At 71.0% G+C, this 17,960-nt stretch carries 20 protein-coding genes; 6 read left to right on the forward strand and 14 right to left on the reverse strand.

Annotated elements, in window-relative coordinates; all coding sequences use genetic code 11:
• Window positions 1-51 precede the first annotated feature (51 nt).
• Window positions 52-1,788 (reverse strand): glycerol-3-phosphate dehydrogenase/oxidase, encoded by a 1,737-nt coding sequence (locus ABD331_RS53735; protein ID WP_344494120.1) that lies wholly within the window; start codon window positions 1,786-1,788, stop codon window positions 52-54.
• Between the two features lie 68 nt (window positions 1,789-1,856).
• Complete coding sequence (locus ABD331_RS53740; protein ID WP_344494122.1) at window positions 1,857-2,627, reverse strand: DeoR/GlpR family DNA-binding transcription regulator; 771 nt, start codon at window positions 2,625-2,627, stop codon at window positions 1,857-1,859.
• Between the two features lie 135 nt (window positions 2,628-2,762).
• On the opposite strand from ABD331_RS53740, the gene ABD331_RS53745 reads away from it, so the two are divergent.
• Genes ABD331_RS53745 through ABD331_RS53760 form a run of 4 tightly spaced genes read left to right on the forward strand, consistent with a single transcriptional unit; the run spans window position 2,763 to window position 6,504 of the window.
• Window positions 2,763-3,635: an SIS domain-containing protein gene (locus ABD331_RS53745; protein ID WP_344494124.1), complete on the forward strand. Its 873-nt coding sequence runs from the start codon at window positions 2,763-2,765 to the stop codon at window positions 3,633-3,635.
• Window positions 3,632-4,765, forward strand: a complete 1,134-nt coding sequence (gene nagA / locus ABD331_RS53750) for an N-acetylglucosamine-6-phosphate deacetylase (RefSeq protein ID WP_344494126.1) — start codon at window positions 3,632-3,634, stop codon at window positions 4,763-4,765. Before ABD331_RS53745 ends, nagA begins: the two co-directional genes overlap by 4 nt.
• A complete protein-coding gene (locus tag ABD331_RS53755) occupies window positions 4,765-5,667 on the forward strand; it encodes a 1-phosphofructokinase family hexose kinase (protein WP_344494128.1) in 903 nt (300 codons plus the stop codon). Before nagA ends, ABD331_RS53755 begins: the two co-directional genes overlap by 1 nt.
• A gap of 12 nt (window positions 5,668-5,679) precedes the next feature.
• Window positions 5,680-6,504, forward strand: coding sequence for a class II fructose-bisphosphate aldolase (locus tag ABD331_RS53760; RefSeq protein WP_344494130.1), 825 nt, complete (start codon window positions 5,680-5,682; stop codon window positions 6,502-6,504).
• Here ABD331_RS53760 and ABD331_RS53765 read toward each other — a convergent pair.
• From ABD331_RS53765 to guaB, 7 genes are all read right to left on the reverse strand, one after another.
• The gene (locus ABD331_RS53765) at window positions 6,494-6,928 is read right to left on the reverse strand and encodes a GNAT family N-acetyltransferase (protein WP_344494132.1); all 435 of its coding nucleotides are present in this window, start codon (window positions 6,926-6,928) and stop codon (window positions 6,494-6,496) included. The genes ABD331_RS53760 and ABD331_RS53765 overlap by 11 nt on opposite strands.
• Window positions 6,925-7,701: a phosphotransferase gene (locus ABD331_RS53770; RefSeq protein ID WP_344494134.1), complete on the reverse strand. Its 777-nt coding sequence runs from the start codon at window positions 7,699-7,701 to the stop codon at window positions 6,925-6,927. Before ABD331_RS53770 ends, ABD331_RS53765 begins: the two co-directional genes overlap by 4 nt.
• An 81-nt stretch (window positions 7,702-7,782) precedes the next feature.
• Window positions 7,783-8,010 carry a hypothetical protein gene (locus ABD331_RS53775; RefSeq protein WP_344494136.1) on the reverse strand — a complete coding sequence of 76 codons (228 nt, stop codon included), beginning with the start codon at window positions 8,008-8,010 and terminating at the stop codon, window positions 7,783-7,785.
• Window positions 7,961-8,569 carry a sigma-70 family RNA polymerase sigma factor gene (locus tag ABD331_RS53780; protein ID WP_344494138.1) on the reverse strand — a complete coding sequence of 203 codons (609 nt, stop codon included), beginning with the start codon at window positions 8,567-8,569 and terminating at the stop codon, window positions 7,961-7,963. The genes ABD331_RS53775 and ABD331_RS53780 overlap by 50 nt, the downstream gene beginning before the upstream one ends.
• 3 nt (window positions 8,570-8,572) lie before the next feature.
• Window positions 8,573-8,809: a hypothetical protein gene (locus ABD331_RS53785; RefSeq protein WP_344494140.1), complete on the reverse strand. Its 237-nt coding sequence runs from the start codon at window positions 8,807-8,809 to the stop codon at window positions 8,573-8,575.
• 53 nt (window positions 8,810-8,862) lie between these two features.
• Window positions 8,863-9,984, reverse strand: coding sequence for a GuaB3 family IMP dehydrogenase-related protein (locus ABD331_RS53790; protein ID WP_187414796.1), 1,122 nt, complete (start codon window positions 9,982-9,984; stop codon window positions 8,863-8,865).
• A gap of 4 nt (window positions 9,985-9,988) precedes the next feature.
• Window positions 9,989-11,470 (reverse strand): IMP dehydrogenase, encoded by a 1,482-nt coding sequence (guaB, locus tag ABD331_RS53795; protein ID WP_344494143.1) that lies wholly within the window; start codon window positions 11,468-11,470, stop codon window positions 9,989-9,991.
• A gap of 471 nt (window positions 11,471-11,941) precedes the next feature.
• Between guaB and ABD331_RS53800 the strand changes: the two genes are divergently transcribed.
• Complete coding sequence (locus ABD331_RS53800) at window positions 11,942-12,958, forward strand: helix-turn-helix transcriptional regulator (protein ID WP_344494145.1); 1,017 nt, start codon at window positions 11,942-11,944, stop codon at window positions 12,956-12,958.
• Between the two features lie 39 nt (window positions 12,959-12,997).
• Entirely contained in the window at window positions 12,998-13,375 is a 378-nt protein-coding gene (locus tag ABD331_RS53805; RefSeq protein ID WP_080043188.1) for a DUF5319 domain-containing protein, read from the forward strand.
• Here the strand turns inward: ABD331_RS53805 and ABD331_RS53810 are convergent.
• The 5 genes from ABD331_RS53810 to groES all read right to left on the reverse strand — a co-directional run bounded on the left by ABD331_RS53810 (window position 13,336) and on the right by groES (window position 17,714).
• A complete protein-coding gene (locus tag ABD331_RS53810) occupies window positions 13,336-13,656 on the reverse strand; it encodes a hypothetical protein (protein WP_344494148.1) in 321 nt (106 codons plus the stop codon). The genes ABD331_RS53805 and ABD331_RS53810 overlap by 40 nt on opposite strands.
• Entirely contained in the window at window positions 13,653-14,288 is a 636-nt protein-coding gene (locus ABD331_RS53815; RefSeq protein WP_090930520.1) for a sigma-70 family RNA polymerase sigma factor, read from the reverse strand. The genes ABD331_RS53810 and ABD331_RS53815 overlap by 4 nt, the downstream gene beginning before the upstream one ends.
• 271 nt (window positions 14,289-14,559) lie before the next feature.
• Complete coding sequence (locus ABD331_RS53820) at window positions 14,560-15,156, reverse strand: DUF7711 family protein (RefSeq protein ID WP_344494150.1); 597 nt, start codon at window positions 15,154-15,156, stop codon at window positions 14,560-14,562.
• A 554-nt stretch (window positions 15,157-15,710) separates the two neighbouring features.
• The gene (gene groL / locus ABD331_RS53825) at window positions 15,711-17,330 is read right to left on the reverse strand and encodes a chaperonin GroEL (protein WP_344494152.1); all 1,620 of its coding nucleotides are present in this window, start codon (window positions 17,328-17,330) and stop codon (window positions 15,711-15,713) included.
• 72 nt (window positions 17,331-17,402) lie between these two features.
• Window positions 17,403-17,714 (reverse strand): co-chaperone GroES, encoded by a 312-nt coding sequence (groES, locus tag ABD331_RS53830; protein ID WP_043623565.1) that lies wholly within the window; start codon window positions 17,712-17,714, stop codon window positions 17,403-17,405.
• Window positions 17,715-17,960: the final 246 nt, after the last annotated feature.

Consider the following 17,960-nt stretch of genomic DNA (forward strand, 5'->3'; position numbering starts at 1 on the left):
GGGCGGTCCGCGGACCCCGCAGCGCCGCGGGCCGCCCCCTCAGGCGTTCGCTCAGGTGTGCTCAGGCACCACCACGGGGACGATCTCCGGCGCGCCGAGCCTGATGGCGTCCGCCTCGTGGTCGGAGTCCTGCTCCTGCGAGCGGCGCTCGGCCTCCACCCGCTTGGTGTAGTACTCCACCTCCCGCTTGACCTGCTCGCCGTCCCAGTCGAGCGGCTCGGCCAGCAGCTCGGCGGCCTCCTGCGCCACGGCCACCCCGCGGTGGAAGGTCTCGATGGAGATGCGGGTGCGCCGGGTCAGCACGTCGTTGAGGTGGCGGGCGCCCTCGTGGGTGGCGGCGTAGACGATCTCGGCCCGCAGGTAGTCGTCGGCCCCCGCCAGCGGCCTGGCCAGCGACGGGTCGCGTTCGATCAGCTCCAGCACCTCGTCGATCAGCGAGCCGTAGCGCTGCAGCAGGTGCTCGATCCTGGCCACGTGCAGCCCGGACTCGTGGGCGAGGCGGTGCCGGGAGTTCCACAGCGCCTGGTAGCCCTCGGCGCCGACGAGCGGGATGCGGTCGGTGCAGGAGCGCGGCACCCGCTGGTCGAGCCCGTGCGCCACGGCGTCCACCGCGTCCTGGGCCATGACCCGGTACGTCGTGTACTTGCCTCCGGCGATCATCACCAGGCCCGGCACGGGGTGGGCCACCACGTGCTCCCTGGACAGCTTGGACGTCTCGTCGGACTCGCCCGACAGCAGCGGACGCAGCCCCGCGTAGACGCCCTCGACGTCGTCGCGGGTCAGCGGCACCGACAGGACCGCGTTGACGTGGTCGAGCAGGTAGTCGATGTCGGTGCGGGAGGCGGCGGGGTGGCTCTTGTCGAGCGTCCACTCCGTGTCGGTGGTGCCGATGATCCAGTGGCGGCCCCACGGGATCACGAACAGCACGGACTTCTCCGTACGCAGGATGATGCCGGTCACCGAGTGGATCCGGTCGCGCGGGACGACGAGGTGGATGCCCTTGGAGGCGCGCACGTGGATCTGCCCGCGCCCGCCCACCAGCTCCTGGATGTCGTCGGTCCAGACGCCGGTGGCGTTCACGACCTGGCGGGCGCGTACCTCGAAGTCCTCGCCCAGCTCCAGGTCGCGCACCCGCACGCCGGTGACCCGCTCGCCCTCCCGCAGGAACCCCACCACCTGCGCCCTGGGCGCGATGTGCGCGCCGTACGTGGCGGCGGTGCGCAGCATCATCATCACGTAGCGGGCGTCGTCGACCTGCGCGTCCCAGTACTGGACGGCGCCGGTGAAGGCGGTCTTCTTCAGCGCGGGCGCCAGCCGCAGCGCCCGCGACCTGGACAGGTGCCGGTGGCCGGGCACGCCCCTGGTCAGGCCGGTGGCGAAGCCGAGCGTGTCGTAGAGCGCGACGCCCGCGCCCACGTACGGGCGTTCCCACCCGTAGTGGGTCATCGGGAACAGGAACGGCACCGGCCGCACCAGGTGCGGCGCGATGCGCTGCAACAGCAGCGCCCGTTCCTGCAGCGCCTCGCGCACCAGCTCGAAGTTGAGCTGCTCCAGGTAGCGCAGGCCGCCGTGGATCAGCTTGGACGAGCGTGACGAGGTGCCCGAGGCGTAGTCGCGCGCCTCGACGAGGGCCACGTCGAGGCCGCGGGTCGCGGCGTCGAGCGCGATGCCCGCCCCCACGACCCCGCCTCCGACCACGACCACGTCGAGCTCCTCGGACGCCATGCGCTCCAGCGCCTCTGCCCGCTCAGCGGGCCCGAGCCGGGCCGCGCACCTTCCCGACGTCATATTTCCCCCTGGAACGCCTGTGGTCTGCGTTCCTTACCTACCCGCGCACGTATCGCCCTGTAACGCCCTCAAGCACGTACGACCTTCACACCCGCGTCAGTGAGCTGCCCCGCCAGCGTGTCGGAGAGCTGCGCGTCGGTGACCAGCGTGTCGATCCGGCCGATCGGGCAGATCCTGGAGAAGGCCCGCTTGCCGATCTTGGACGAGTCGGCCACCACCACGACCTGCGCCGCCCTGCTCATCAGCAGGTGGTTCACGCTGGCCTCGCCCTCGTGGTGCGCCGAGGCGCCCAGCTCGACGTCCAGCCCGTCGACCCCGAGGAAGGCCACGTCCAGCGTCACCTGTTCCAGCACCCCGCCGGCCAGCGGCCCGATCAGCTCGTACGACTGCTGCCTGGCCACCCCGCCGGTCACCACGATCTTGACGTGCTGCCGGACGGTCAGCTCCGCCGCGATGTTCAGCGCGTTGGTGACGATCGTGAAGCCGCTCTCCAGCGTCGCCTGGGTGGCGAGGGTGCGGGCCAGCTCGGAGGTGGTCGTCCCGCCGTTGAGCCCGATCACCGCGCCGGGCGCCACCAGCTCGGCCGCCGCCATGGCGATGCGGTGCTTCTCGTCGGCGTGCCTGGCCGTCTTGTAGCGCAGCGGCAGGTCGTAGCTGACGCTCTGAGCGACCGCGCCGCCGCGCGTGCGCATGAGCATCTGCTGCTGGGCGAGCTGGTCGAAGTCCCGCCTGATCGTGGCGGTGGAGACGTCGAGCGCCTGGGCCGCCTCCTCCACCGACAGCCTGCCCTCCTGGGCCAGCAGCTCCAGGATGGCGTTCCAGCGGTCGTAGCGGGACACGGAGGCCTCCCTAGGGCGGATGGGGGGAACAGGAGCAAGCGTGGCACAACCTGGAACGCCAGGGCTACCGGTGTTCATTTATGCACTTTCCTGTTATAAAAGGGACAGAAACAATCACTCATGGGGAGGTAAGTGGTGACCACCCACACCGAGGCCGAGATCGCGTCCCAGCCGTCCTGCTGGCGCCGCGCCGTCGCGAACATCCCCGCCGACGCGCTGCCGCGCCGGGGCGAGCGGGTCGCCGTCGTCGGCTGCGGTACGTCGTGGTTCATCGCGATGGCGTACGCGGTGCTGCGCGAGCGGGCCGGGCACGGCGAGACGGACGCGTTCGCCGCCTCCGAGTTCCCGCACGGGCGCGGCTACGACCGCGTGCTGGCGCTGTCGCGCTCCGGCACCACGACCGAGGTGCTCGACCTGCTGGAGCGCACCTCCGGCGCGAGCGTGGCCATCACCGCCGACCCGCGGACGCCGATCATGACGGCCGCCGGCGACGTCGTCGTGCTCGACTACGCCGACGAGAAGTCCGTCGTGCAGACCAGGTTCGCCACCACGCAGCTCGCCATGCTGCGCGCCTCACTCGGCGAGGACCTCACCCAGGCCATCGCCGACGCCGAGGAGGCCGTGGCCGCGCCGCTGCCCGACACGCTGGTCCAGGCAAAGCAGTTCAGCTTCCTCGGCACCGGCTGGTCCGTCGGCCTCGCCCAGGAGGCCGCGCTGAAGATGCGCGAGGCGTCCCGCTCGTGGACGGAGGCCTACCCGGCGATGGAGTACCGGCACGGCCCGATCAGCATCGCCGCCCCAGGCCGGGTCACGTGGATGCTCGGCGCCGCCCCCGAAGGGCTGCGCGTCCAGGTCGAGGAGACCGGCGGCGCCTTCTTCGAGACCACGCTCGACCCCATGGCCGAGCTGATCCGCGCCCAGCGGGTCGCGGTGGCGCGGGCCTTCGCCCAGGGGCTCAACCCCGACGAGCCCATGCACCTCACGCGATCTGTGATCCTTTCCTCATGAGCCTTACTCTTGCCGACGCCAGGATCGTGACGCCCGAGGGCGTGCACGAGGGGTGGCTGACCATCGAAGACGGCCGCATCACGCACGTCGGCCACGGATCCGCCCCGGGTCCCGGCCTCAGCGTGGGCGGGCGGCACGTCGTGCCGGGCTTCGTCGACGTGCACAACCACGGCGGCGCCGGCGGCTCCTTCCCCACCGGCGACCTCGACCGGGCCCGTGACGCCGTGGCGCTGCACCGCCGCCACGGCACCACGACCACGATGGCCAGCCTGGTCACCGACACGGTCGAGGGCCTGGCCAGGGCGGCGTCGGCGCTGGCCGAGCTGTGCGAGGAGGGGCTGCTGGCCGGCATCCACTTCGAGGGCCCGTACATCGCCAGGTCCCGCTGCGGCGCGCACGACCCGGCGCGGCTGCGCGAGCCGTCGCCGCAGGAGTTCGCCGGGCTCGTCAAGGCCGGGCGCGGGCACGTCCGCATGCTGACGATCGCGCCCGAGCTGCCCGGCGCGCTCGACACCATCAGGATGGCCGTCGCCGAAGGCGTGCTGGCCGCCATCGGGCACAGCGACGCCGGATACGAGCAGACCATCGAGGGCATCGAGGCGGGCGCCACCGTGGCGACCCACCTGTACAACGCGATGCCGCCGCTCGGCCACCGCGCGCCGGGGCCCGTCGCGGCGCTGCTCGACGACGAGCGGGTGACGGTCGAATTGGTCAACGACGGCGTGCACGTGCACCCCGCCATGCTGCGGCTGGCGTACGAGGTGGCCGGTCCCGGCCGCACGGCGCTGATCACCGACGCCATGTCGGCCACCGGCCTGGGCGACGGCGACTACGTGCTCGGCTCCATGGCCGTACGCGTGGACGACGGCGTGGCCCGGCTGGTCGAGGGCGGCTCGATCGCGGGCTCCACGCTCACCATGGACGTGGCGTTCCGGCGCGGCGTCCAGGAGCTGGGCATGTCGCTGCCCGACGCCGTCCAGGTGGCCTCGCTGACGCCCGCGCGGCTGCTCGGCCTGGCCGGCCGGATCGGCTCGATCGCCGTCGGCAAGGCCGCCGACCTGGTGGTGCTCTCCGACTCGCTGGAGGTGGACGGCGTGCTGAAGGACGGCGTCTGGATCACGGAGCCTTAATGATCATCACGGTGACGCTCAACCTCGCTCTCGACGTGACCTACCAGGTGCCCGCCGTCGACTGGGACGGGGTCAACCGGGTCAGCGCGGTGCACAGACGCGCGGGCGGCAAGGGCGTCAACGTGGCCAGGGTGCTGGCCGCGCTCGGCCGGGACGTGCTGGTCACGGGCCTGGCCGGCGGGCCGACCGGCCGCGCGATCGAGGCCGACCTGAAGTCGGCCCGGCTGCCCGCGGCCCTGTACGACATCACCGGCGATTCCCGCACCACCCTCGCCGTCTCCGGCGCCGACAGCACGGCGCTGTTCAACGAGCCGGGCCCCGAGGTCACGGCCGCCGAGCTGACCGGCTTCATCCGGCACTTCGAAGCCCTCCTGACCAGCGCCGACGTGGTCGTCCTGTCCGGCAGCCTGCCTCGCGGCGTCCCGTCCGACACCTACGCCACGCTGGCGGCCCTCGCCACCGAGCGCGGTGTGCCGTCCATCGTGGACGCCGACGGCGACCCCCTGCGCCACGCGCCCCATGGCCGCCCGTCGATCCTCAAGCCCAACGCCGAGGAGCTGGCCAGGGCCGTGCCGGGCGGCACCCCCGCCGAGGGCGCGCAGGCGCTGCGCGGCCAGGGCGCCGGGGCCGTGGTGGTGTCCATGGGCGCCGACGGCCTGCTCGCCGTCACGGGTGAGGGCACGTACGCGGCGCGGATGCCGTACACCGTGCGGGGCAACCCGACCGGAGCGGGCGACTCGCTGGTGGCGGGGCTGGCGCTGGGCCTGGTCGAGTCGGCTCCGTGGCCCGACAGGCTCAGGCGGGCCGCCGCGCTCGGCGCGGCAGCCGTGGCCACGCCGGTGGCCGGCGAGTTCGACCCCGACGTGTACGCCGACATCCACCCCCAGATCATCATCACGTAAGGAGCCCCCTCCATGCCCCTCGCCTCCATCGGCGACATCGTCAGCCAGTCACCCGCAGGGGTGGGCGCCTTCAACGTGATCCAACTGGAGCACGCCAGCGCGATCGTGGCGGGCGCCGAGGCCCTCGGCCTGCCGGTCGTGCTGCAGATCAGCGAGAACTGCGTGCGCTACCACGGCGCGCTGGAGCCCATCGCGCTGGCCTCGCTCGCGGTGGCCAGGAGGGCGGAGGTGCCGGTCGCGGTGCACCTCGACCACGCCACCGACAGGGCGCTCGTCGAGGAGGCGGTGACGCTGGGCCTCGGCTCGGTGATGTACGACGCCTCGGCCCTGCCCGACGAGGCGAACGTCGCCTCGACGGCCGAGGTGGCGGCCTGGTGCCACGAGCGCGGCGTGTGGGTGGAGGCCGAGCTGGGCGAGGTCGGCGGCAAGGACGGGGTGCACGCGCCCGGCGCCCGCACCAAGCCGCACGAGGCGGTCGACTACGTGGCCAGGACGGGCGTGGACGCGCTGGCCGTGGCCGTGGGCACCTCGCACGCCATGACCACCAAGGACGCGGTGCTGGACCTGGAGCTGATCGCCGAGCTGCGCGCGGCCGTGCCGGTGCCCCTGGTGCTGCACGGCTCGTCGGGGGTGCCGGACGAGGTGCTGCGCGAGGCCGTCCGGCAGGGCATGAAGAAGATCAACATCGCGACCCACCTGAACAAGGCGTTCACCGGCGCCGTACGCGACTACCTGGCCCACGACGAGCGGGTCGTCGACTCGCGCAAGTACCTCAAGGCCGGCCGCGACGCGGTGGCCCGCGAGGTCTCCCACCTGCTGGGCGTCCTCACGGGCTGAGCTGCTTGCGCATGAGGACGGCCGAGCGGCCCTCGATGCCCTGACGGCCGGTCTCGCGGTAGCCGAGCGACTCGTACAGAGCGATGTTGGCGGTCATTTTGACGTTGGTGTAGAGGCGCAGCGCGGGCAGCCCCAGCCTGCGCGCCTCCTGCTCGGCGTGGGCCATCAGCGCCCGCCCGATGCCCCTGCCGTGCAGCTCGGGGCGTACGGCCACGTTGTCGACCAGCAGCACGCCCTCTTCCGGCACCAGCACGATGAGCCCTTCGAGCCCGTCAGTGACGTGCACCCGGCCGTCGGCGATGAGCGCCGCGTAGTCGGCCTCCAGCGGCAGCGGCCGCATGCCGATGACCTCGATCCACGGCGTGTAGGCGTCCTGGACGAGCCGTTCCACGGCGTCCCTGTCGCCGTCGTGCGCGAGCCTCATGCGCCCAGCGTAGTCAGCACCCGCTCCACCTGCCGCTGGAAGGTCCCCGGCGGGTTGCGCGGGTGCTCGTGCGACAGCAGGAAGAACCAGACGAGCGCGTGCGCCTTGCGGCACTCCCGCGTGCGCCGCTCCTCCTGCGGGCTCAGCTCGAACCGGCGGGCGATCTCCACCTCGCCGTCCACCCACATCGACACGTGCTCGGCCAGCTCGGCCACCTCGAACGCCACGTCGCTGCGCCCGGAGTCCTCGAAGTCCACGATGCGGACGCGGGAGCCGTCCCACAGGAAGTTGGCCAGGTTCCCGTCACCCGCCCCGAACGCCTCCCGCAGCCCCTGCCCGCCGGGCGACCAGCTCTCCAGCCAGCGCTGCCCCTCCTTGACGGCCCGGTCGGCCAGCGGCTCCCTGGGCTGCCAGGCCGCGCACCGCTTCTTGATCCAGTCGGCGATCGCCTCCTGCTGCCATGGACGCACCGGGACGCCCCGCAGCACGGCGGGCGGCACGGCGGCGTGCAGCTCGGCCAGCGCCTCAGCCATCGCCGCCACGTGCCTGGCCCGCGCGAACAGCCCGCGCAGCGGCACGCCGGGGATCCTCGACATCGTCACCGCGCCGCCCTCGAACGCGACCGGCTCCGGCGCGAGCCCAGGCGCGTGCTCGGCGAGCAGGGTCAGCGCCCGCCACTCGCGCTCGGCCGCGCCCGGCTTGCTCTCCTGGTAGCGCTTGACGACCCGGTCGCCCTCGTACGTCAGCTCGTGCGTGTGCTGAAGATCAGCCATCTCCGCATGTTAGGACAACGGCCCTGCTCACCAGGGCACCGGCCGCCCGATCCCCGGTTGACCACGCGGACCGGCCGCCCATCACAACCGCCCCCGCAGGAACTCCCGCTCCGCCTCGTTGCCCGACCGCGCGATCGCCGCCTCGTACGCCGCCCCGGCCTCCTCCTGACGCCCCAGCCGCCTCAGCAACTCGGCCCGCACGGCGTGGAACAGGTGGTACTCCCGGGCCTCGATCCCCTCGACCACCCGCAGCGCCGCCTCAGGCCCCTCCACCTCGGCCACGGCCACCGCCCGGTTGAGCGCCACCACGGGCGTCGGGCTGAGCCGCCACAGCAGGTCGTAGAGACCGCCCCGGCAGCTCGGCGGGCTCGGGGATCCGGTACGGGATGCGCGCATCCCTGATCTTGGCCTTGGCCCTCACCAGCCGCTGGGCCATGGTCGGCTCGGGCACCAGGAACGCGCGGGCGATCTCGGCCGTGCCGAGCCCGCCCAGCAGCCGCAGCGTGAGCGCGACCTGGGCATGCGTGGCCAGCGCCGGATGGCAGCAGGTGAAGATCAGCCGGAGCCTGTCGTCACGCACGGGCCCCTCGCCGGAGTGCTCGGCGGGCGCGTGCAGCAGCGCCGCCTGGGCGTGCTTGTCGCGCCGCGCGGACTCCCTGCGCAGGCGGTCGACGGCCCGGTTGCGCGCGGTGGTGATGATCCACCCGGCCGGGCTCGGCGGCGTCCCGTCCCGCGGCCAGCGCTGCGCCGCCACGGTGAACGCCTCCTGCACCGCCTCCTCGGCCACGTCGATGTCACCGAAGACGCGTACGAGCACGGCGACCGCCCTGCCGTACTCCTCACGGAAGACCCGCTCGACCTCGGACACCGCTCAGGACCCGCGCTGCATGTTCTCCACGGCGTTCTTGGCGTCCCTGAGGGAGGCCCCGGTCTCCTTGCGGTAGATCGCGATGGCCTTGATGGTCTTGCCGCGTCTCAGCGCGTCGTAGAACTCCGGCGGGAACCGGCGCTCCTCACCACCACGGGAGAGATCGACACCGAGATAGCGCTGCAGGGCCGCCACCTGCTGCTCCAGCCGGGCGACCCTGTCCTCAACGGATTCTTCCATGTCCAGACCCTAGTCGGCCGCCGCCATGGTGACGGCGGCCGCGGTTTGGAGGCTCAGCGCTGGGTCGGCGCCACCACGACCTCGACCCGCTGGAACTCCTTGATGTCGGAGTAGCCGGTGGAGGCCATCGTCCGCTTCAGCGCGCCCATCAGGTTCATCGACCCGTCGGCCACGCTGGACGGCCCGTGCAGGATCTGCTCCAGCGTCCCGACCGTGCCGAACTCGACCCGCCGCCCGCGCGGCAGGTCGGGGTGGTGCGCCTCGGAGCCCCAGTGGAAGCCGTGCCCGGGCGCCTCGGCCGCGCGCGCCAGCGGCGAGCCCACCATGACGGCGTCGGCGCCGCAGGCGATGGCCTTGGCGATGTCGCCGGAGGTGCCCATGCCGCCGTCGGCGATCACGTGCACGTACCGGCCGCCGGACTCGTCGAGGTAGTCGCGCCGCGCCGCCGCCACGTCGGAGATGGCGGTGGCCATCGGCACGGCCACACCCAGCACGTTGCGGGTGGTGTGCGAGGCGCCGCCGCCGAAGCCGACCAGCACGCCGGCCGCGCCGGTGCGCATCAGGTGCAGCGCGGCGGTGTAGGTGGCGCAGCCGCCCACGATGACCGGCACGTCCAGCTCGTAGATGAACTGCTTGAGGTTGAGCGGCTCGGCCCGCCCCGACACGTGCTCGGCCGAGACCGTGGTGCCGCGGATGACGAAGATGTCCACGCCCGCGTCGATCACGGTCTTGTGGTACTGGACCGTGCGCTGCGGCGACAGCCGGACGGCGGTGGTCACGCCGGAGGCGCGGATCTCCTCGATCCTGCGGCCGATCAGCTCCTCCTTGATCGGCGCCGCGTAGATCTCCTGCAGCCGCCTGGTGGCCGCCTCCTGGTCGAGGGCGGCGCACTCCTCCAGCAGCGGCAGCGGGTCCTCGTAACGCGTCCACAGCCCTTCGAGGTCGAGCGGCGCCAGGCCGCCGAGCCGCCCGATCTCGATGGCGGTGGCCGGCGAGACCACGCTGTCCATGGGAGCCACGACCACGGGCAACTCGAACCGGTAGGCGTCGATCTGCCAGGCGATCGAGACCTCCTCCGGGTCACGGGTGCGCCGCGAGGGCACCAGGCCGATCTCGTCAAGCGAGTACGCCCGCCGCCCGGTCTTGCCCCGGCCGATCTCCACCTGCTGAGTCATGCTCTTACCTTCTGTGATAGTTCGGAGCTTCCACGGTCATCTGGATGTCGTGGGGATGGCTCTCCTTGAGGCCCGCCGCCGTGATCGGCATCAGCTCGCAGTCGGTGTGCATCTGCTCGATCGTGCGGCAGCCCGCGTACCACATGCCCTGGCGCAGCCCGCCGACGAGCTGGTGGGCGACGGCCGCGACCGGGCCGCGGTAGGGGACCTGACCCTCGATGCCCTCGGGGATGTACTTGTCCTCGCCGCCGACGTCGGCCTGGGCGTAGCGGTCCTTGCTGAAGGAGGTGCCGCCGCGCTCGCGGTTGCGTACGGCGCCGAGCGAGCCCATGCCCCGGTAGGACTTGAACTGCTTGCCGTTGATGAAGATCAGCTCACCGGGCGACTCCTCGCACCCGGCGAGCAGCGAGCCCAGCATGACCGTGTCGGCTCCGGCGGCGATGGCCTTGACGATGTCGCCGGAGTACTGCAGGCCGCCGTCGCCGATCACCGGCACCCCGGCGGGCGCGCAGGCCTTCGAGGCCTCGTGGATGGCCGTGACCTGCGGCGCGCCCACCCCGGCCACCACGCGGGTGGTGCAGATGGAGCCGGGGCCCACGCCGACCTTGACCGCGTCGGCGCCCGCGTCGACCAGCATCTGCGCGCCGGCCCTGGTCGCGATGTTGCCGCCGATGACCTCGACCTTGCTGTTGGCCTTGAGCTTGGCGATCATGTCGGCCAGCCCCTTGGAGTGGCCGTGCGCCACGTCCACCACCACGACGTCCACGCCGGCCTCGATGAGGGCCTTGGCGCGCACCTCGGCGTCGCCGCCGACGCCCACGGCCGCCCCGACGATCAGCCGGCCGCCGGCGTCCTTGGTGGACAGCGGGTACTGCTCGCTCTTGGTGAAGTCCTTGACCGTGATCAGGCCGCGCAGCCTGCCGTCGGAGTCGACCAGCGGCAGTTTCTCGATCTTGTTCTGCCTGAGCAGGGCGAACGCGTCGTCGCGCGAGACCCCCACCGGCGCGGTGACGAGCGGCATCTTCGTCATGACCTCGCGGACCGGCCGCGTCTGGTCGGTCTCGAAGCGCATGTCACGGTTGGTCACGATGCCGACCAGCGTGCCCGACACGTCGGTCACGGGCACCCCGGAGATCCGGTACGTGGCGCACAGCCGCTCGACGTCGGCCAGCGTGTCGTCAGGGCTGCAGGTCACCGGGTTGGTGACCATGCCGGCCTCGGACCGCTTGACCAGATCGACCTGCTGGGCCTGCTCCTCGACCGACAGATTGCGGTGCAGGATGCCGATGCCGCCCTGGCGGGCCATGGCGACCGCCATGCGGGCCTCGGTGACGGTGTCCATGGCCGCGGAGACCAGCGGGATGGACAGCGTGATGCCCTTGGACAGGCGAGATCGGGTGTCGGCCTCCCCTGGCTGAAGGTCCGAATACCCCGGCACCAGCAGCACGTCATCGAAGGTCAAACCCATCTCGGTGAACTTGGACATGCCGCGGCCCCCTCCTGCCTAGCTTTGATGTGCACCAAGTCTAGGCCCTGCGTCCAAAACGCATGGAAGCCGGGAGCACGAAGACCCCCACGAGGGTCGCCTCAGGCGACCCCTCCTGGGCGCGGTCGCCCGCGCCCATGGTCCGTCGTACTCCCGGCCTCAACAAAAGTGCCGGGGGATGGGACGGTCGGTGATCCGTCCCATCCCCCGGCCACCGGCATCCGGGCAACGGCAGCGCCTCACGCCACCGAACCCCCCTCCGCGTCCTGATGGCCGGCGCTGCCGCGCCCTTGGCTGGATGCCGACGCTAGGTAAAGCCTGCGTTACTCAACGGAACATCGCAATGTGAAAACGTGCAATTGCACGAAGTTGCACGCCCCGGAGAAGCAGTCACGGCAATCGCGCGGACACGGAGAGAATACGGCGTTATCCTCGCGGCACGCCCGTGTCCCCCCGACGGAGCCGCCCATAATGCGTAACGAGCCGCGAATCCTGCCCGATCCGCTCCAGACGTTGGGCCTCGACCCGGCCCAGACCGCGCTCTACTCAGCGGTGCTACGCCTGCACAAAGCGACACGTTCCGACCTGGCGCAGGCCATGGACGACCCGATCGAGAAGGTGAGCAGACAGCTCGACGACCTGGTCAAGCTGGGCGTGATCGACGAACAGTCCGGGCAGTACCTGGCCAGACATCCCGCCGCGGCGCTCGGGCGGCTGATCGCCGAGCGGCTCGACCGGCTGGCGGAGGAGAGCCGCAGGATCGACTCGGCACTCGGCTCGATCCGCGGGCTGATCCGCGACTACGACGCCGGGCGCGACTATCGCAGCGGGCCTTTCACGGTGGAGATGGCGAGCGGGGCGGACATCCTCTACGAGAGCGTGGTGGGCATCGCCGTACAATGTCAAACGTCACCAATGCCTTTACTCACGGCAGTTCCCGACGATCGCACCATGACAGATTTTGCCCGGAAATTTGCGGATCCTTGGATTGATGCGCAAAAACGGAATTTGCTGACAGTTCAGGCGATCATTCCCGTTTCCACCCTCGTGCTCCCCGGCGTCCGCGACCAGCTCACCCGCCTCCTCGACGCGGGCGGCGAGGTGCGCACGCTCGACCGCGTGCCGAGCTGGTTCATGGCCGCCGGCCCCGACATGGCGGGGTTGCCAGCCCACTGGGGCGGCAACCTGCCCGACCACGCCTACAACTTCTACCTCGTCCGCACCTCCGTCGTGGTGGGCATGCTCACCTCGCTCTTCCAGGAGCTGTGGGCCCGCGCCATGCCCCTGCCCTGGGGGCACAGGAGCGACGGCGTGGTCCAGGTGCTGCGGCTGGCCGCGCAGGGCATGTGCGACGACTCCATCGCCCGCCAGCTCGGCGTCTCGGTACGCACGGTCCGGGCGAGATTCGCCGACGCCATGACCGAGTTGGGCGCTCAATCCCGCTTTCACGCAGGCGTGGAAGCCGCCCGGCGCGGATGGCTGAGGTAAACCCCACCGCGCGGGCCGCTTCGGTCATATGGTGGGAAGGTGCTGGAAGACGTCCCCCGCGATCCGTTCGCGGACGACCCGAACGACCCGTCCTCGGCGATGGGCGCGCTCGACGACGCCGAGCCACTCACCGCGGCCGAGCGCGACGAGGCCATCACCGACCTCGCCGACGTCGAGGTCTTCCGCTCCCTGCTCGAACCGCAGGGGGTGCTGGGCCTCGTGCTCGACTGCCCGGAATGCGGCGAGCAGCACTTCTTCGACTGGGAGCTGCTGCGCGGCAACCTCAAACAGATGATCGAGAAGGGCCAGCCGCAGGTGCACGAGCCGGCCTTCCACCCCGACCCCGCCGACTACGTGAGCTGGGACTACGCCCGCGGCTACGTGGACGGCGTCATCGACACGGAGGAGCGCCGCTGATCGACCTCGGACGGCGTCATCGGCGCGACGGGACGTCGCTGATCAATCTCGGACGGCGTCATGGGCGCGCTGGGGCGTCGCTGATCGACCTCGGACGGCGTCATGGGCGCGCTGGGGCGTCGCTGATCGACCTCGGATGGCGTCATCGGCTCGAAGGGGCGTCGCTGATCGACGTCGTCGAGCAGCGCGGCGAGCAGGCGCGCCGCCGGATCGCCTGAGTCGGGCGTCTCTCCACGACCGAGCGCGTCGAGCAGCGCGTCGGTCTCCTCCTCAGGCGTCAAGCCGACTCCAGCTCGGCCATCTGCCTCAATCTCGCCAGCGCCCGATGCTGGGCGACGCGGACCGCACCCGGTGACATACCGAGTACATTACCGGTCTCCTCGGCCGACAACCCCGACACCACCCGCAACAGCAGCAACTCGCGCTGGTTGTCGGGCAGCCTGGCCAGCAGCCGGCGGGCGTGCTCCACCTCGATGTAGCGGACCACCGTCTCCTCGGGCCCCGGGCCGTCGTCGGGCCCGTCGGGCAGATCCTGGGTCGGCACGGCGGAGCGCACCGAGCTCCGCAGCGCGTCGGCCACCTTGTGCGAGGCGATCCCGAACACGAAGGACGCGAAAGGCCGCCCCATGTCGCGGTACCGCGGCAGCGCGGACAACACCGCGATGCACACCTCCTGGGCTACGTCATCGGCAATGTGATATTGCCCTGAAACCCTGCCCAGCCTGGCGCGGCAATACCGCACCACCATCGGACGCAACTCACCGAGCAGGGATTCGATCGCACTGCGATCTCCCTGCACGGCGAGGCTCGTCAGTTCCCTAAGGTCGGAGTCATCCGTCCGTGCCGGAAGTCTCGACGCGAGCCTTACCCCAATTTTGGCGTCGGCGACGCTTCCCTCGCTCACGATAGGCATGATGCCCGCACTGATCCGGCCTGTCGTCATAGCGAACGGCTACGGATTGGTCACATTGAAGCGACGATAACGAGCAGTAATCAACCGACCACACTAAGCCTTAATACTGACATAATGTTTCAGACGATAAGCCGGAATGCACGACATTTGTCAGACCGCAGACGCTTAACGCACACTCTCGGTTTACTCCAATAATCCACCTTTTCCCCCACTTCCCCCATCCCGCCCACCACCGGACATGCCGTCAGCAGCCCTCAGATCACCCGACGCTTCATTCGTCCCGCAGGCCGAGCAGCTCCAGATACCCCCGCACGGCCTCCCACAGATGGTGCTCCGGATACCGCCGCAGCCCCCGATGCTCCCGCCGCCACTGCCGGTCCCAGTACGCCCCGTGCACCGCCCTGAGATGCTCCAGGGCCGCCTCCAGCTCCTCCGCCACCGGCGCCACCGGCCCCGGCCCTCCAGGAGCCCCAGCGTCGCGCAGCGCCCCGAACCGGCGCTCCCTCAGCGCCTCCAGCACGCCCTTGTCGATCCCGTCCAGCGACCAGAACCGGACCGGCTCCCTGATGTGGTGGTTGGCCACCGGCTCCCTGAACGAACGCCACCAGTAGGCGACGCCGCCCTCGTCCAGCCGCAGGAAGTCCACCAGCCAGGCCGTGCCGGGCGGATGCGTCCCCCACGCCGCCTCCTGCGGCGGCAGGTTCAGCACGAACGCCACCTCGATCTCCCCGATCGGGTCGGCCCCCTCGGTCAGTGCGCCGAACACGTACGCCTCGCGCAGGAACGGCTCCTCGGCCGGCAGCCGCCGGGTCTGCTCGCACCCCTCGGCCAGCATCCTCAGCCGCTCCACCGCCCGCGCGTACCGCATGCACCACCGCCTCCCGAGCCCAGCGTAGGCCGCCCCCACCAGACCCCCCACGCGACCCCGCCCGCACGAGCAAGCGGCACGGCACGCACCCCCGCACGAGCACGCGCCACCGCGCACCTCCGCATGAGCACGCCGCAGGAGCGCACGCGCCACCGCTTGGGCGCACGCCGCTGCAGGAGCGCACCCACCGCACGCATCACCGCAACGGCGCACACGCAACCGCCCGCATCACCACACGGCCGCACGCCACCGCACGAGCAAGCGGCACGGCACGCACCGCGCCACAGCACGAGCACGCGCCACCGCGCCACCGCGCGAGCACGCGCCACCGCGCCTCCGGACGGGCACACGCGGCGGGAGCGCCCGCACCCTGCGAGCGCGCATGCCGCACGCACCACCGCACGCGCTCACACCCCGCGCGGGTCGCCGCCGCGGGCCGGTGCCCCTTGCGGGGTCGCCCGCGCCGGAAACCCCGCGCCCACCCCCGGAAAGCCGTACGGCCCGCACCCCCCAAGAAGGGTGCGGGCCGTAAGACGGAGCGGAAGGCAGCGCGATCAGTGGCCGTGGCCGTGACCGTGACCCTGGCCGGCGGCCGGGGCCTCCTCCTCGGGCTTGTCCACCACGAGCGCCTCGGTGGTGAGCAGCATGCCCGCGATCGAAGCCGCGTTCTGCACGGCCGAGCGCGTGACCTTGACCGGGTCGATGACGCCCTGGTCGAGCAGGTTCACGTACTCGCCGGTGGCGGCGTTGAGACCGTGACCGGCCTCCAGCTCGGCCACCTTGTGCGTCACCACGTAGCCCTCGAGGCCGGCGTTCTCGGCGATCCAGCGGGCCGGCTCGACCAGCGCGCGGCGGACGATGCCGACGCCGGTGGCCTCGTCGCCCGTGAGGTCGAGGTCGTCGAGTTCCTTCGAGATGTGGATGAGCGCGGAGCCACCGCCGGAGACGATGCCCTCCTCGATGGCGGCGCGCGTCGCGGAGATCGCGTCCTCGAGGCGGTGCTTCTTCTCCTTCAGCTCCACCTCGGTGGCGGCGCCGACGCGCAGCACGCACACACCGCCGGCGAGCTTGGCCAGGCGCTCCTGCAGCTTCTCGCGGTCCCAGTCGGAGTCGGACTGCTCGATGGCAATCTTGATCTCCTTGACGCGGTCCTCGATGGCCTGCGCGTCACCGGCGCCGTCGACGATGGTCGTGGCGTCCTTGGTGACGACGACGCGGCGGGCCGAGCCGAGCACTTCGAGACCGACGTGCTCCAGCTTGAGGCCGACCTCCTCGCTGACGACCTGGCCGCCGGTGAGGATGGCCATGTCCTGCAGCATCGCCTTGCGGCGGTCGCCGAAGCCCGGGGCCTTGACGGCCACGGAGGTGAAGGTGCCGCGGATCTTGTTGGTGACCAGGACGGCCAGGGCCTCGCCCTCGACGTCCTCGGCGACCACGAGGAGCGGCTTCTTCGTCTGGGCGATCTTCTCCAGCAGCGGCAGGAAGTCCGCGATGGAGGAGATCTTGCCCTGGGTGAGCAGGATGTAGGCGTCCTCGAGGACGGACTCCATCCGCTCGGGGTCGGTCACCATGTAGGCCGACAGGTAACCCTTGTCGAACTGCATGCCCTCGGTGAACTCGAGCTCCATGCCCATGGCGTTGGACTCTTCGACGGTGAGGACACCGTCCTTGCCCACCTTGTCGAACGCCTCGGCGATCAGGCCGCCGATCTGGGCGTCCTGCGCGGAGATCGTCGCGACGTTGGCGATCTCCTTCTTGTCGCCGACCTCGCGGGCGCTGGCCAGCAGCTTGTCGCTGACGGCCTTGGCGGCCTTGTCGATGCCGCGCTTGAGCGACAGCGGCGAGGCGCCGGCGGCCACGTTGCGCAGGCCCTCGCGGACCATGGCCTGGGCCAGGACGGTCGCGGTGGTGGTGCCGTCACCCGCGATGTCGTTGGTCTTGGTGGCAACTTCCTTGGCGAGCTGGGCGCCGAGGTTCTCGTAACGCTCCTCCAGCTCGATCTCACGAGCGATGGTCACACCGTCGTTCGTGATCGTCGGAGCACCGAACTTCTTGTCGATGACGACGTTGCGGCCACGCGGGCCGAGGGTAACCTTCACGGCGTCCGCGAGGGCGTTCACGCCACGCTCGAGAGCGCGGCGGGCGTTCTCGTCGAACTCCAGGATCTTCGCCATTGCTGAAAGTCCTCTCCTGGCGTCGAAAGCCCCGGGTGCCCTCAAGAGCGCCCGGGGCTCGACACAACCGGCTTACTTCTCGATGATCGCGAGAACGTCGCGGGCGGAGAGCACGAGGTACTCCTCGCCGCCGTACTTGACCTCGGTGCCGCCGTACTTGCTGTAGAGGACGATGTCGCCCTCGGAGACGTCGAGCGGAATCCGCTTGTCGCCGTCCTCATCCCAGTTGCCCGGGCCCACCGCGAGGACCTTGCCCTCCTGCGGCTTCTCCTTGGCGGTGTCAGGGATGACCAGGCCGGAAGCGGTGGTCTGCTCGGCCTCAAGCGGCTGGACCACAATGCGGTCGCCGAGCGGCTTAACGGGAACCTTGGTGGCGGTCGTCACGATCGGACCTCCCCTTCAGATTTGAATGATCTAGAAGAGGCGACCAGCTGGGCCTGCCGTCGCGGGTGTCAGACCTGCCTCGTCGCACGTTGGCACTCTCAAGGGGAGAGTGCCAACAGGAAACATATGCAAGAGGGGCTTGACAGTCAACACGAGCGTGTCTGCTGAGAGCGATCAGACCCCGTCGCGGCGCCCCTCCGCACCCCAGTCTTCCACGTGCGAGGGTGTCCCCGCCGCCGCCGCGCC

It is taken from the genome of Nonomuraea monospora (assembly GCF_039531895.1).
GTDB lineage: Bacteria > Actinomycetota > Actinomycetes > Streptosporangiales > Streptosporangiaceae > Nonomuraea > Nonomuraea monospora.